This is a genomic window from Aminobacter sp. Y103A (assembly GCF_030294925.1).
Classification (GTDB): Bacteria; Pseudomonadota; Alphaproteobacteria; order Rhizobiales; family Rhizobiaceae; genus Aminobacter; species Aminobacter ciceronei.
The window spans coordinates 4313727-4328279 of the sequence record NZ_AP017986.1 but is presented as its reverse complement, the minus strand read 5'-3'; the positions used below and the strand labels follow the sequence as shown (position 1 = coordinate 4328279).

Annotated in this window: 11 protein-coding genes; 4 read left to right on the top strand and 7 right to left on the bottom strand. The window is 63.4% G+C overall.

Translation table 11 applies throughout. From position 1 onward, the window contains the following. Window position 1: 1 nt before the first annotated feature. The 3 genes from Amn_RS21235 to Amn_RS21225 all read right to left on the bottom strand — a co-directional run bounded on the left by Amn_RS21235 (window position 2) and on the right by Amn_RS21225 (window position 6496). Window positions 2–1897, bottom strand: a complete 1896-nt coding sequence (locus tag Amn_RS21235; RefSeq protein ID WP_376769284.1) for a type I secretion system permease/ATPase — start codon at window positions 1895–1897, stop codon at window positions 2–4. A gap of 603 nt (window positions 1898–2500) precedes the next feature. After that, window positions 2501–4552, bottom strand: coding sequence for a type I secretion protein (locus Amn_RS21230; protein ID WP_154387572.1), 2052 nt, complete (start codon window positions 4550–4552; stop codon window positions 2501–2503). A gap of 141 nt (window positions 4553–4693) precedes the next feature. Then, on the bottom strand, window positions 4694–6496 hold the full coding sequence (locus tag Amn_RS21225) for a hypothetical protein (RefSeq protein WP_067966216.1): 1803 nt from the start codon (window positions 6494–6496) through the stop codon (window positions 4694–4696). 709 nt (window positions 6497–7205) lie between these two features. Here Amn_RS21225 and Amn_RS21220 point away from each other — a divergent pair. Then, the gene (locus Amn_RS21220; RefSeq protein WP_067958720.1) at window positions 7206–8021 is read left to right on the top strand and encodes a helix-turn-helix transcriptional regulator; all 816 of its coding nucleotides are present in this window, start codon (window positions 7206–7208) and stop codon (window positions 8019–8021) included. 7 nt (window positions 8022–8028) lie between these two features. Next, entirely contained in the window at window positions 8029–8511 is a 483-nt protein-coding gene (locus Amn_RS21215; RefSeq protein ID WP_182576115.1) for a hypothetical protein, read from the top strand. A gap of 15 nt (window positions 8512–8526) precedes the next feature. On the opposite strand, the gene Amn_RS21210 is transcribed toward Amn_RS21215, so the two are convergent. The 3 genes from Amn_RS21210 to Amn_RS21200 form a co-directional block, all read right to left on the bottom strand. After that, entirely contained in the window at window positions 8527–9084 is a 558-nt protein-coding gene (locus tag Amn_RS21210) for a transglutaminase-like cysteine peptidase (RefSeq protein WP_286291656.1), read from the bottom strand. Window positions 9085–9360: 276 nt separating this feature from the next. Further along, window positions 9361–9942: a hypothetical protein gene (locus Amn_RS21205; protein WP_286291654.1), complete on the bottom strand. Its 582-nt coding sequence runs from the start codon at window positions 9940–9942 to the stop codon at window positions 9361–9363. Window positions 9943–10019: 77 nt separating this feature from the next. Then, window positions 10020–11606, bottom strand: a complete 1587-nt coding sequence (locus Amn_RS21200) for an ABC transporter substrate-binding protein (protein ID WP_192314949.1) — start codon at window positions 11604–11606, stop codon at window positions 10020–10022. A gap of 289 nt (window positions 11607–11895) precedes the next feature. Here Amn_RS21200 and Amn_RS21195 point away from each other — a divergent pair, with 289 nt between their 5' ends. Further along, entirely contained in the window at window positions 11896–12819 is a 924-nt protein-coding gene (locus tag Amn_RS21195; protein WP_286291650.1) for a sulfurtransferase, read from the top strand. A 105-nt stretch (window positions 12820–12924) separates the two neighbouring features. After that, window positions 12925–14136, top strand: coding sequence for a YeeE/YedE family protein (locus Amn_RS21190; RefSeq protein WP_286291649.1), 1212 nt, complete (start codon window positions 12925–12927; stop codon window positions 14134–14136). Between the two features lie 67 nt (window positions 14137–14203). On the opposite strand, the gene Amn_RS21185 is transcribed toward Amn_RS21190, so the two are convergent. Continuing rightward, window positions 14204–14542, bottom strand: a complete 339-nt coding sequence (locus tag Amn_RS21185; protein WP_286291647.1) for a hypothetical protein — start codon at window positions 14540–14542, stop codon at window positions 14204–14206. Window positions 14543–14553 lie beyond the last annotated feature (11 nt).

Here is a 14553-nt window from a genome sequence, read left to right as displayed (position 1 = left end):
CTTACGGAATCTGATGGCCGAACGAGCCGCCCTCGATGCTCAACCCGCGCTGGGCAAGTGCCTGGAGCACGTCCTGTCGCTTGCCGAACAGGGCCACCGTGCCGTTGACCAGCAACAGAATCTTGTCGACGCTCTGCAGAAGTGCCGGACGCTGCGTGATGGTAATGACGGTGATCTTGTTGTCCTTGGCGTGCTGCAGTGCACGGGCAAGTGCCACGTCGCCGGCGGCGTCGAGGTTCGAGTTTGGCTCGTCCAGCACGACCATGCGCGGGTTGCCGAAGAAGGCGCGGGCGAGCGCGATACGCTGCTTCTGGCCGCCGGAAAGCGGTGCGCCGTCGGCTGCGACGAAGGTCTCGTAGCCATGCGGCAAGGTGGCGATCATCTCATGCACGTCGGCGAGCATGGCCGCCTGGTAGATATCGGCGTCGCTGGCATCCTCGCGCATGCGGGCAATGTTGGCCTTGATCGTGGCAGGGAACAGCTGAACGTCCTGCGGCAGATAGCCGATGTTCTCGCCGAATTGGCGCTGGTCCCAGTTGCGCAGGTCCATCAGGTCGAGGCGCACATTACCCGAAGTCGGCAGGATCGAGCCGACAAGCATCTTGCCGAGCGTGGTCTTGCCTGCGCCCGAATTGCCGATGATCGCAAGGGAGTCGCCCGGGGCCAGGGCAAAGGTGATGCCGTTGAGCACGACCCGCTTGGTGCCCTGGGGCACGAACAGCAGGCGTTCGACGTCGAGGCGGCCTTCCGGCCGCGGCAGGTTCAGCCGTTCGAAATTGAGCGGCGAGCTTTGCAGCAGGCTGGCGATGCGGCCATAGGCGGCGCGCGATTGTACGACCTGGTTCCAGCCTTCGATGGCACCCTCGATAGGGCCGAGAGCGCGGCCGGCGATGATCGACGCGGCGATGACCATGCCGCCGCTGAGATGGCCATCCAGGGCGAGATGCGCACCCCAGCCTAGCATTGCGACTTGCGTCAGCAACCGCACTGCCTTGGATGTTGCGGCGAAGGCGATGTTGCGGTCCTGTGCGAGGACTTGCGCCCTGAGCGAGCCGGCCGTGTCCTTGCCCCAGATGCGCACGGCTTCCGGGATCATGGCGAGCGCGTTGATGATCTGCGAATTCCGCGACATCGAGTCGAGATGCAGGTTGGCCTTGCTCTGGAACGAATTGGCTTCGCTGAAGGAGGCAGCCGTCGAGCGCTGGTTGATGATGGTGATCACGAGCAGCAGCAACGCCGATGTGACGACGATGAAGCCGAGATGCGGATGCACAAGAAACACGGCAAGCACGAACAATGGGGCAAGCGGGGCATCCAGCAGGGACAGCAAGGTGCCCGAAACGAGGAATGAGCGCAGTTGTCCGAGGTCGCTGAGCGTCTGGTATTCGCGGCCGTTGCTGTGCAGCGCGGCGCGCGCCGCGGCACTCAGGATCGGTGCGCCGAGTTGCGCAGCCACCTCGACGGCGGTCCGCATCAGGATGAAACGACGGATCGCGTCGAACATCGCCTGAAGGATCACGGCGCCGACGATCACGATCGTCAGCATGACCAGAGTGTCAACGGAGCGGCTGGTCAGCACGCGATCGGAGATCTGGAACAGATAGAGCGGGATTGCGAGCACGAGCACGTTGCTGGCCAGAGTGAACAACATGACGATCAACAGGTTGCGCTTGACGACGTTGAGGCCGATCTTCAGCGAGGCGGAGAAGTCGATCGGGCCAAGGCGCTTGTGGAAGACGCCGCCACTGCCACCGCCGCCGCCACCACCACCGCCGCTACCACCGCTGTCGATGTCGCCGCCGCTTGGGCCTTTGGCTTCAGGCAGTTTTTCCTTCGGCTTGATCGGGCCGTTGTCGGCGTCGATCACCTTGCCAACCGGCATCGACGTATCTTTCATTTCAGTCTTTGCCGGTCCCTGCGGCTCACTTACCCGCATGTCGGGGCGAGGGGGAGCCGATGCTGCCGTGGTTGCCGGTTGCGGCGCCTCTTTGGATTCAGGCCTGGCCTGAGGAGCAACTGCCTGGGGCTGGGGCGCGGCAATGGGTTCCTCCGGAGCCGCACGCTGAGCCTGATGCGGCGGCGTGCCGGGCGCTGTTTCGGCGGGGGCAGACGCTGGGGGGCGTTGAGCCGTAGCGCTCCGCTCCGGAGGTATGATCGAGGGCTCTGATGGCCTCTGGGGTGGTTGATGCGGGCCCGCCCGTACAGCCTGCGGCGCAGGGGTCGAGGTTTCCGGTGACTTGCGTTCTGCCTGAGCGGTCGGCTTGTCGCCGGCAGCGTCGCGCAACTCGCCCACCACGTTGTCGATGTAGCGTTCCAGCCTGTCGAGCGCCTGCTCCTGGGGAGCTATTGCACTCGACAGCCGAGCCTGCGGCAAGGGCTTGGGCTCCGATGTCCGCGGAGGTGCCGGCGAACAGTCCTGGTTGTCGCCTTCATCAGGCAAATTATGAAAACCACTCCAGCTTTCACGGTCGTCAGTCATCTTGCGCCCCTCTCATTCGGCTCAGCCCAGCATGTGCTGCATGACGTCGGCCGATCCGGAATCTGCGGCTTGCGGTGCGATGTTGGTGCCTTGGGAAGCGTCGCCGGTGTCGTCGCCATTGCTGTCATCGAGGAAAGCCACAGCTTCACTGACAAGTGTGTCCGGGTCCTGCCCTCCCAGATCCGGCTCGCTCGACACGAGGTTGGCCTGGATTAGGATCTCATCGGAGTAGCTGTCGCCGCCGACATAGATCTTGGAGTAGCCGTCGACGTCGACGATCGTGGCGTCGTTGACCAACTGGTTGCCGCCGGTGGCGATCGTCCAATCCGCGTCAGGATTGGCGACCATCTCGTTCATGGCAAGCGCTACCTGGTCGCTGTCGCCCACCACGGTCGTCTGCTTGATGTATTGCAGATTGTATATGTCGCCCGAGATGTAGAGTACGCGCAGCACGCCGATGCCTGCGAAGGCGGCGTCCTGAAGAATGGACGTCGGCAGTTCCTTGTTGCCGGCAGCGAGATCAGCCGAGGCGGTGTCATAGCCATCCGGCAGCGGCTCGCAGGTGCCTGCACCGACATTGACGATGCTCGCCTGGTTCCACAGCAGGTTTCCGCCCGTCGAGGCGGAGCCTTCGCCAGTCGTCTCGAAGCCGTCGACGGCACCGATCATGTCGTTGTCGATCAGCAGGTTGAGCTGATGGATGATGCTGGCGTCGTAGACGTTGCCACCAACTATGATGAGGTCGTAGTAGCTGCCGAGTTCGTACAGGCTGAGGCCATTGAAGGCGGTGTTGTCGCCGGTCGAAACGACCGACTGCACACCGGACGAGGAAGCGATGACAATGTCATTGTCCATGACGAACGCGTATTGCTCGATCCAGTTCATCATCAGCAGGTCGCCCGAAATTTCGGTGACCACGTAGTAAGCGGGGAAGCTGGGCGGGGCGTCGGGAGTCGCGTCGGTTTCTCCTGCCGAAGGATCGATGTGCTTGAACATCGCGATGTTGAAGCTCTCGTTCTCGCCACCTGGATCAAACGGCCAGCCGCCGATCGCCGAGCCGACGCTGTCGGCATCGCATGTGCCGTTGATCTGCACGATGGCGTTCAGCGAGTAATGGTCGCCAATCACGGCCATGACCTCTGCCGAGACCCATTCGTTGACCACGACAGCATTGTTGATGACGGTGTTGCCGCCGGTGGTGATCTCGACGCTCGGGTTCACCGTGCCGTCGCCCCAGCCGTCCATGAAGTCGCCGGAGTCCGGAGGCGTGTCGATGTCGAGCGGGCCGTCGGGGCCGCCTGCATCCTCTTCGTCGTCGTCGTCGTCGTCCTTGAGGAAGTTGACGTAGTCCTCCATGTCCGGGACGTCGGCTTCGTCGACAAGCTGGCCATTGAAGTAGGTGCCTTCGAGTGCTTCGCCCTTCGTGGTGAAGACCTCCGCATTGCCATGGCCATCGCCACTGAATCCGGTGAGCCGCGCCTGGGCGGTCGTCACGAAGGTGGCCATCTCTTCGGTCGTGCCTGGAAGCGTCAGGTCGTCGATCGGCGACAGGTCGGCCGCGGCCTGCTGCAACTCGTCGAGCGAACTGTTGTCCAGCGCCGCCGGGGTGAATTTCAACCCGCTGCCGCCAAAGCCGACATAATCGTCGTCGGACAGCCGGATTTCCTGGTTGACGATAGCGGCCAAATCGCCGGGCGGCTCAATCTGAGGCAGGACGACACCGCCCGATCCGACCGTGGTGCCATCGGGAAGGCGGGTGAAATTGTGAAGGAACGGTCCGTCGGGTATCTCTATGTCCGGAGGAGTGAAGGCAACCTTCGACCAGACGGTGACCTGCTCGATCTCGGGCCGCATCGCCAGATACGGCACATTCGGATCAAAATCCTTGAGGGTATGGGAGGCATCGACTTTGATGGCGACGGTCTGAGGGTCCGGAAGCTCCTGTTGGGCCTGTTGGTTCGCCCTGAACCCGTCATAGGCCTGCTTCTGTCGCGCTTCCTCGACGTTTGTCTCGAACAACCCGACGAAATGGGCAATCGCTTCAGAGACCTTGTCTAAATAAACGGAATTCATCTGCCTAGCCTCCGCCCTTTGCGAACGGAACAGCAGCGCCTAGGCGCCGCCGCCGGTCACGTTTGAGGACTGCGCGGAAAACTCCGCGCAGTCCGTTTCGTTTGGCTGTTGGTCGCAAATCATCCGACCGGCGCCGGGCGATCAGGCGTTGTCGTCTTCGCCAGTCAGCGTCTCGGTGAAGTTGCCGCCGACAACGGTCATGTCGACCGTATTGCCTTGCAGATTGGCACCCATCACAATCTGCTGGTTGAAGGCGCTGGTGTCGATGATGGCGTCGGCGCTGGCGAAGCTTTCACCAGTGACATAGCCGTCGTCGCTGTTGCCCGATCCCCAGCTGCCGCCTGCGCCACCTGCGCCACCGGCTCCACCCGTAGCTGCGCCGACCGTGCCGCCGCCGCCGCCGCCGCCAGCCCAGGCTGCGCCGCCCGTAGCATTGCCGCCAGTGCCGTCAGCCCAGGCACCGCTCAGCGCGTTGCCGCCGTCGCCGTCGCCATAGGCCCATGCGCCGCCGGACGTGCTTGCGCCGCCCGTTGCTGCGCCTGCGGTCGCCGAACCACCGGTACCTGCGCCGCCACCGCCACCGCCGCCGCCATTGCCTTCACCGGAGCCTTCGCCATAGCCTGCGCCGAAGCCGGCACCGAAGCCTGCGCTGAGTGCATCGCCGGTATCGCCCTTGGCATCGCCGCCATTGGCGTTGGCGTCGCCGCTGTCGGCGTCTGCCTTGCCGGAATCGGCGTCGCCGCCGCGGCCGGTGTCGGACTTGGCGTTGCCGCCGTCGCCCTTGGCGTCGCCGCCTTCACCGAAGTTCAGCACGGGGATGATCGGTACGAATGCGTCGATGCCGTCGCCAGCGTCGCCCTTTGCATCGCCGCCTTCGGTGTCGCCGCTGTCGCCGCCATTGCCGGCGTCAGCCTTGCCGGAATCGGCATTGGCGTCGCCGCTGTCGGCCTTGGCGTTGCCGCCGTCACCCTTGGCATCGCCCGAGTCAGCTTCGCTCGCGCCAACTCCAAGTCCGGCACCCAGGCCGAGACCGAGGCCGAGACCGAGGCCGGTACCACCATCGCCGCCCCTGCCGCCGTCGCCCTTGCCGCCGTCAGCGTCGGTGTCGGCGCTGCCACCCTTACTGTCGCCGCTGTCAGCCTTGGTGTCACCCTTGGCGTCGCCGCCCAAGGCCGCGCTCAGTGCCAGGCCACCTTCGCCCTTGCCGCCGTCGGCTTCGCCGCCCTTGGCGTTGCCACCGTCGCCGCCGTCGGCTTCGCCGCCCTTGGCATCGCCGCCGCCGCCGCCGCCGCCGTCGGCATTGATGCCTTCTTCAGCGGATGCGTGGCCGCCCTTGGCGTCGAAGTCTTGCTTGAAGTAGCCGTCGTTCTTGACGGTCGCTTCTTCAAGCTTGTCGTTGTCGACCATGTCGGCGGTCTGGGTGATGACGAATGCGTTGCTGTTGGCGCCCATCGCGCCGGTCAGCACGTCCTTGAAGCTGATGTCGTCGCCCGGATCGTAATTGACGTCGCCGTCCTTGCTGAAGAGCACGTCGCCCTTGATGTCGCCGCCGGCATGGATGTCGGCGAAGTCGTTGTCTTCCTTGTAGTCGCCGAGACGGCCTTCGAGCTCGACATCAACGTCGACGTCGACGTCGACCTTGGTCTCGGTCTTGTTCTCGTTCTTGTTTTCGTTCTCGTTCTTGGATTCGTTCTTGTTCTCGTTTTCGTTCTCGGACTTGTTCTCGTTCTCGTTCTTGTTTTCGGACTCGTTCTTGTTCTCGTTCTCGGACTTGTTTTCGTTCTCGTTCTCGGACTTGTTCTCGTTCTCGTTCTCAGACTTGTTTTCGTTCTTGTTCTCGTTTTCGTTCTTGTTTTCGTTCTCGCTGTCGCCGCCCAATTCGATCTCGTTGCCGATGAATTGCAGGCCAAACGCATTGAGATTGTTGCTGTTACGATCAGACATCGTCTTGTCCTCGGTTGGGACCGCGATCACTTGACCGTTTTCATCTCTAACACGGTCTCGGGTTCACGCGGACGGTTGAGTTTTCGATGGAGAAACGAAGGGTCGCCAGGCTGAGGGGACTGATAGCCGGGTACCCTGAACTCATTCTGGTCGGTGGAAGCCCTCCCCTTGCTGGCGGGGGTGGGAGACTTGGATTCTCACAATGTCGTGAACGCAAGGCCGCTACAGCTGGCCCAAATCGCGACTTATTGCGGATTCTCAAGCACCCACGCCCATGTTGCTTGAACCAACAAAGTCTGTGGCCGTGACCCCGAAATTGTAAGCTGACAGTTCGCGCTAGGCTGTTTGGGCGGGCGGCCCAAGAACTCGCGATAGCGATCTAGCTATTGCAGCCGAGAATCGGCGGGAAATATTGAGCTATTGCAATCACTGTACAATTACGTGTCGTCGATCTGGGAAACGGCCAAGTTCCGGCTGCTTGTTGCGGATGAAAAAACGCAGCGTTGATCGCTCGATCGGGCAGGTCAGCTTAGGCCGAAGGGCTAGCTCGCGCGGCGGTCCAATTGACCGGATGGGCTACATCAGCGCCCTCGATAGCTCATCTTGGATATACCGAACCGTTAACAAGACGTATATGCTATTAACTAATGCTCCCCTTAGGCGGCAATGGGGGAAGAAATAGCTTTGTGAACATTGGGTGGGAGACCTCATGTACCGAGTGGCTATTCCCAGCGCACGCCGCGCTAACGGAGCAGATGGCTCCGCACAGAAGACCTGCAAGACGTTGCTGATCGTCGCTCCGGCCGATTTCGTGTCGGAGAGCCTGATTTTCGCAATCGAACGCGAATTTCACTGGATCACTGTCGAGCAGGTGCCGACGCTTGCCGATGCGTGCGTCGGCTTCGAGGCTCCGGTTTCGCTGATCCTGGTCGAAGCCAAGCAACTGCCGCAGGTCGCGGCCCAGTCCGAACGGCTGGCGCTTCTGCACCCCTCGGCACAGGTCATGCTGATCCAGGAAGACGGCAGGCAGGAGGTTTCGATCCGTGATGTCGTCACCGCGCGGAACGTTCGTGGTGTTCTGCCGATGAACCTGAAGCTTGACGTCTGGCTGTCGGTGGTGCGCCTGGTGTTGCGCGGCGGCGAGTATTTCCCGCTGTCCTTGTTCGAGCCGATCGTCGAACGACGCCGCGCCGGAGTGCTCGGACCGATCGCCAATCTTGAAGCCCCGTCACCGAAGGCGCCCGTCGCGCAGGACGGCGAAACCGACGATTTCGACGAACTCACGGAGCGCGAGCTGCAGATCCTGGCGATGGTTGCACGCGGCCTGCAGAACAAGCTGATCGCCGCGGCGCTCGGGCTGTCCGAGCATACGGTGAAGATCCACCTGCACAACATCATCACCAAGCTTGGCGCGCACAATCGCACCGAGGCGGCGGCGGTCTATCACAAGCGGCGCGACAGCGTCGGCGATCGTCGCGTCAGCAGCGACGGCGTCGTGCCGCACGCTCAGCATACCTTGTCATGAGCGCGCGATGCCGCGTTTCCAGGACGTGCTGCTTACCGTTGGCCAGTTGAACTACACCTGGACCAACACCGAAAGCCTGCTCATCTATCTGATCGCCGGTCTTGCCAAGGTCGACAAGGAAACGGCGATCATCATCTTCCTCACTCTTAATACGACGCGTGCGCGCCTTGATCTTGTCGAGCGCCTCGCAAAGATGGCGAAGACACCGCAGGTCTGCCGCGACGCCGTGCTGTCGGTGGCCGACCAACTGACCCACCAGGGCAAGCTGCGCAACAAGTACAGCCACTGCATCTACTCGTTCGACGAGACCGGCACTCGCGCCAGCACCCAGCTGATGCGCATCTTCGACAGCAAGGACAGCGTCCGCTACGGCAAGAACGAGGAGCTGGACGACAACGAGATGCATCGCATCTCGGCCTCGATCGAGGCGATCAGGGACATCAACCGGCAGATCTGGAAGATCGTCGAGGAAAATCAATTCCCGCACTGAGCGGGCTGGGCATCCTCAAACGCCGATCCGCGTCCACCTTCCGCTTTCCGACTGCGACTGCCGCGCAAAGTAGCGGTAGGGCGTGCTTTTCCAGTTCCTGATGGCGCCGGTGTGGTTGTCCAGGATGAGGTCGCCGCTGTCGGTGCGGACCGTCAGCACCGTGTGTCCGGTGCCGCCATAGGTGGCGACGGTCAACAGAAGCGTGGATGCCGGCCAGCCGAGCTTGCGCAGCTCGTTCTTCTTGAGAATGGCGATGTCCTCGCAGTCGCCCACCGATGTCGGCAGCCGCCAGTCGTCGTCACGTCCTGTCGTGGCGATGTCCTCGCGCTGCCGGATGCGCTGGTTGACCGAGACATTGACCCGCTTGAGGTCGTTCATGCGCGCCTCCGTCAGCGCCATCACCTTGGTCTTGCCGGCGGTGCTGCATAGTCCGGGTTGTCTAGTGCAAAAGGTATTTGCCGCCGGCGGGGCAAAGGCATAGCCGACCGTACTCATGCTTGATCCGGAGGTGACAGACTGGCTGCAGCCAGCCGTAAGCAAGGCGATCGCAACAAGCGCCGCGAACTTGTACATGTGCTGTTCCCCCTCTCAACGGGTACTAGCAGACAGCATATTAGAGCTAGATAAATCAACCCATGCTGGCGGCCTTTGCACCGATTTCAAAAGGTTGTATGCTTAACAAAGTGTTTCCGATGATCGGAACGCGTGATCATAGCGCCAGTTTGGGGACGGGCGCGTTTTTTCCCTCAGGAGGAAGAAATGACGACGTACCCAACCTGCGTGCGCAGGATTCACACGATTCTGCTGGTTTCCTCGGCTCTTGCGGCGGTCAGTTTTGTTTTCCCCGCATCAGCCCAGAGCAACATCCGGCCACGCATGACGGCCGCGCAATGCCAGCCACTTTCCCAAAGCAATTATGAAATGTGCTGCATCGCGCTCAATCGCAGCAGCATCATGTCGGCTGACGAACTGGCGCAATGCCCACCACTGACCACGTCGCTGATCGCGGCCGTATTGGCCGGTAGCGAGAATGACGGCGATGACGGCGGCACCGGAAGCGACGGTGACGGCGGTGGTGATGGCGACGGCGACGGCGGTGGTGATGGCGACGGCGACGGTGATGGCGACGGCGACGGCGACGGCGATGGCGGCGGCGGTGGCGGCGGCGGCGGCGGTGGCGGCGGCGGCGGTGGCGGGGGCGGCGGCGGTGGCGGCGGCGGCGGCGGCGGCGGCGGCGGTGGCGGCGGCGGCGGCGGCGGCGGCGGCGGTGGTTGCGGCGGCGGCGGCGGTGGCGGCGGCAGCGAAGATGGCGATACTGGTGGCGGCGGTGCCGGTGGAGCCGGTGGCGGCTCGGGCGGCGGTGCCGGTGGAGCCGGCGGCGGCTCGGGTGGCGGCGCCGGTGACTGAGCCTGACCGAACCTGATCGGGCAACATGCTGGAGATCCCGGGCGGCGACAGCCGCCCGGTTTATTGTTGGATGCAGCGGATATAGCCCCGGCTGGGGCCGTTTATTTGGATACCGCCCAATAGCGGTCGTCGGCAAAGGTCGTGCCCATCATCAGGCCCTTGACCCGCGCGCTGACGCCGACCTTGCGCACTTCCTGGAACATCATGATGAAGGGGGAGGTGTCCGTATGCACCTTCTGGATCGCCTCATACATGGCCTTGCGCTTGGCCGTGTCCTGCTCGCGCACCGCAGCCATGGCATCGGGCGAAAGCCGGCCGGCGTTCCAGCCGAAGCGGTCGGCCAGGCTGTCGGAGCCGTCGGGAGCATCCTGTTTGTTGACGGCGAAGGCCTTCGCGTTGGAGTGCGGGTCGGGATAGTCAGGCCCCCATAGCCCAAGCCAGATGTCGAGGTCGTGGTTGCGGTAGCGCTCGAGCCATTCGCGGCCGCCGATCACCTGCAGATTGAGATGGACGCCCGCCTGCGCCATGGTGGCCTGGATTGCCTTGGCGAAATCGGTGAAGGGTTGGGTGTCCCACACCACCATGTCGAGCGAGAACTCGCCGCTGACCCCGCCTTCGGCCAGCACCGCCTTCGCCTTTTCGACGTTGAAGCTGAACGGCGTATAGGCGATGGCGCCGAGGAAGCCGTTGGGCACCAGCGTCTGGTGCACTTCCATGGTGCCGCGTGAAATGGTGTCGACGATGCCCTGGTAGTCGACGAGGTACTTCATCGCCTCGACCACCTTGGGATTGGCGAGATACTGGTTCCTGACATTCAGGCCCATGTAATAGATGTTGCCCGAGCGACCATGGACGATGGACAGCTTCGGGTTGTTGGTGAGCGTGTCGAAATCGTTGGGCCCGAGCCGGTTTGCGATGTCGATCTCGTCGGTTTCGAGCAGCCAGCGCTGGGCCGAGCTTTCGGCGACATGGCGGATGAGCACATGCTCGACCTTGGCCGGCTCGCCCCAATAATTGTCATTGCGGGTCAGCAGGATCGACTCCCTCGGTTGCCATTTGCTGAGCGCAAACGGCCCCGATCCTGCGGAGTTCTGTGCCTTCAGCCAGCCATTGCCATAGTCGCCGTTTACTTCCTGCGCCTTGACGATCTTGCTGTCGACGATTGCGCCCATGTAGGACGACAGGCAGTAGAACAGGAAACTCGGCGAATAGGTTTCGGCAAGGGTGATGACCAGGGTCTGGTCGTCCAGCGCCCTGATGCGGTCGTCGACATTGTCAGGCGAAAAGCCGAACTGGCCGATGATGAAGGCCGAGCGCGACTTGAGGTGAATGACCCGCCTCAGTGAGAATTCGGCGTCCCACGCCGTCACCGGATTGCCCGAGGCAAAGCGCGCCTTCGGGTTCATCTTGAAGGTGAAGGTCTTGCCGTCGGGCGAAATCGCCCAGCTTTCGGCGAGCAGGCCCCTGATGCGGGTCGGGTCGTCGACGTCGAAGGTGAGCAGCGACTGGTAGATCTGACTGCTGGTCAGCACGCCGCCGACCTCGCCGACCTCGCCCGGGTCAAGGGTCACGACGTCGTCGATGGCATCGGCGACAACAAGCGTATCGTCAGGCGTATGGGCGAACGCAACCGAAACGGCGAGCGCCATCCCCAACATCGCCGCAACCATCGCCTTGAACAAACGCATGCCTCTTGTCCCCTCATGAGCCGTTGCTGCGGCCCAAATCATCGGCTCGGCGGCGTCGATCAGAAAGTCGTCGTAATAGGCCGATTTGTGAAGGGGTTATATTCTTTTGCCCGCATATGAACATGCGGCATGATGCATGGAATTGTTTCCCAATTTTATCCATGCTTCGCGTATTCTGTTTCGAAATCCCCGCCGCTTTGGGTCTCGGATGGCGTGTTCATGTCGCGATTCCGGATTACTGTTGCTCTCAATGTCTGTTTTTGGAATCGTTTTCTCCTGGAGTTGTCCGATGCGCTTTTCTCTGTTGGCTGCAGTCGTTACTGCCGGTTTGGCTTTTGCCACCGGCGCGCAGGCCGAACGCCTGACCGACAAGCCGCTTGTCGACGCCGCCTGGCTCAAGTCCAACCTCGGCAACAAGAGCCTCGTCGTGATCGACGTGCGCGATGCCGCCAAGGATGGCGCCAACCCCTACGCCAAGGGCCACGTGCCCGGTGCCGTCAGCGCTCCCTATTCGACGGTCGGCTGGCGGGCCGAGGTGAATGGCGTTCCCGGGATGCTGCCGCCGCTCGAGACCATCACCAAAACCATCGGCGACCTTGGCGTCAGCAATGACAGCCATGTCGTCATCGTACCGAATGGCACCGACTCCTCGGAATTCGGCGGCGCCACCCGCGTCTACTGGACCTTCAAGGTGCTCGGCCATGACGCCGTGTCGATCCTCGACGGCGGCGCCCGCGCCTGGGAAGCCGCCGGCGGCGAACTGGCAACCGATGTCGCCAAGCCCGCGGCGGTCGCCTTCACGGGCGAACTGAAGAAGGAGCTTCTGGCCACGACCGCCGATGTCGAAAAGGCACGCGCCGAAGGCATCAAACTGATCGACGGTCGCCCGGCCGCGCAGTTCAAGGGCGAGGCGAAGAGCCCTGTCGTCCGTGTTGCCGGCACCATTCCCGGCTCGAAGAATCTCGAAAACAGCAAGCTCTATGACGCGGAAAAGGCATCCTTTGCGTCGAAGGAAGCGGTTGGAAGCCTGTCGCAGTCCGTTGGCCTGGCCAAGGACGAGCAGAACATCGCCTTCTGCAACACGGGCCACTGGGCGTCGGTGGTGTGGTTCGGCCTGAGCGAGGTCGAGGGCAACAAGAACACCAAGATGTATGATGGTTCGATGGCCGAATGGGCCGCCGATCCGGCACGCCCCGTGCAGCCCGGCAACTGATCGCCAGAGGGCAGGGCCGACATGACGATGTCCGGGAGCGATCCTGGACATCTTCGTTTGCAGCGGCCACGCCTACACTTCCAGAATGTCCCGGACTGATCTGAAATGACTGAGATAAATGCCACCGCGCCGGCACCTGTCGCTGGCGTCAACCTCGACAAGGGACCTGTCGTCTTTGTCGGGCTTGCCTTGATCCTCGGCGGGCTCGCCATCGGCCAGGTGATCGACACGCGCCAGGCGGTGCTGTTTGTGATCGGCGGCCTGCTTGGGCTGACGCTCTACCACGCCTCCTTCGGCTTCACTGGCGGCTGGCGCCGCTTCGTCGTCGAGCAGCGTGGCAATGCCATCCGCGCCCAGATGCTGATGATCGCCGCGGCAGCGGTCGTCTTCATTCCGCTTTTGTCGCTCGGCAGCTTCAACGGCCAGGCGCTCGTCGGCGCCTTCGCGCCGGTCGGCGTGTCGGTGCTGGTGGGTGCCGCGATGTTCGGTCTCGGCATGCAACTCGGCGGCGGCTGCGGCTCGGGCACTTTGTTCACCGTCGGCGGCGGCAGTTCGCGCATGCTGGTGACGCTGATCTTCTTCATCGTCGGCGCAGTCATCGGCACGGCGCATCTGCCGTGGTGGCTGGCGCTGCCGTCGCTGCCCGAGATCAGTCTCGGCAAAACACTTGGCGTGACGGGCGGAGTGATCGTTACACTTGTCGGCCTGGCGGCCGTCGCCGGCCTCACCGTGCTGGTCGAGCGTCGTGCCCATGGCGCCATCGAGACGGCAAAACCCGCGCCACGCCAGGGCTTGGGCCGCTTGCTGCACGGTCCGTGGCCGCTGATCGGGGCAGGGCTTCTGCTCGCCGGGCTCAACGTCGCGACGCTGGTCACTGCCGGCCATCCGTGGTCGGTGACCTTCGGCTTTGGCCTGTGGGGCGCCAAGGTGGCGCAGGCGGTCGGCGTGCCGGTCGAGACCTGGGCGTTCTGGACCTGGCCCGGGCCGGCCAAGGCGCTGGGCTCCAGCGTGCTCGCCGACATCACCTCGGTGATGAATTTCGGCATCATCCTGGGAGCCGCGCTGGCCGCAGGCCTCGCCGGCAAGTTCGCGCCCAAGGTGCATGTGCCTTTCGCCTCGTTCCTGGCGGCGGCCATCGGCGGCGTGCTGATGGGCTATGGCGCGCGGCTGTCCTTCGGCTGCAATGTCGGTGCGCTGTTTTCCGGCATCGCCTCGGGCAGTGTGCATGGCTGGCTGTGGTTCGCCTCGGCCTTTGTCGGCAGCCTCGGCGGTGTCGCTCTACGTCCGCTCTTCGGTCTCGATGGGTTCAAGAAATGAGCGCGCGCAACACTCTGCTGTTCGGCACGGCCTTCCTCGCCGCCACCTCGGCCGTCGCCGTCGACCATTACCGCTTTGCCGTGCCGAAGGCTGCACCCGCTGCCGCCGCGCCGGCAACGCCCTGCGCCGCCGGTAACCCGTGCGCTGCAAGCTCGCCTCGTGCCGCAGCTTCGCCCTGCTCGGCCGCATCGCCTTGTGCCGCGGCCGCTCCTTGTGCCGCAGCATCCCCATGCGCGGCAGCGTCGCCATGTTCAGCAGCTTCGCCTTGCTCGGCGGCACCCGCTCCGGCGGCCGTCGCCCCTTGCGGCGCTGCCTCGCCCTGCGCGGCAGCTCCCGCACCTGCCGCATCTCCATGCGCTGCCGCTCCCGCAGCCTCGCCTTGCGCGGCCCAGCCGCAATAGGCCAAGCTGCGGCCCG

Coding starts and splice junctions, on each gene's coding strand:
- Amn_RS21235 (WP_376769284.1), bottom strand. CDS start 1,897: ATGAAAGATACGTCGATGCCGGTTGGCAAGGTGATCGACGCCGACAAC.
- Amn_RS21230 (WP_154387572.1), bottom strand. CDS start 4,552: ATGAATTCCGTTTATTTAGACAAGGTCTCTGAAGCGATTGCCCATTTC.
- Amn_RS21225 (WP_067966216.1), bottom strand. CDS start 6,496: ATGTCTGATCGTAACAGCAACAATCTCAATGCGTTTGGCCTGCAATTC.
- Amn_RS21220 (WP_067958720.1), top strand. CDS start 7,206: ATGTACCGAGTGGCTATTCCCAGCGCACGCCGCGCTAACGGAGCAGAT.
- Amn_RS21215 (WP_182576115.1), top strand. CDS start 8,029: ATGCCGCGTTTCCAGGACGTGCTGCTTACCGTTGGCCAGTTGAACTAC.
- Amn_RS21210 (WP_286291656.1), bottom strand. CDS start 9,084: ATGTACAAGTTCGCGGCGCTTGTTGCGATCGCCTTGCTTACGGCTGGC.
- Amn_RS21200 (WP_192314949.1), bottom strand. CDS start 11,606: ATGCGTTTGTTCAAGGCGATGGTTGCGGCGATGTTGGGGATGGCGCTC.
- Amn_RS21195 (WP_286291650.1), top strand. CDS start 11,896: ATGCGCTTTTCTCTGTTGGCTGCAGTCGTTACTGCCGGTTTGGCTTTT.
- Amn_RS21190 (WP_286291649.1), top strand. CDS start 12,925: ATGACTGAGATAAATGCCACCGCGCCGGCACCTGTCGCTGGCGTCAAC.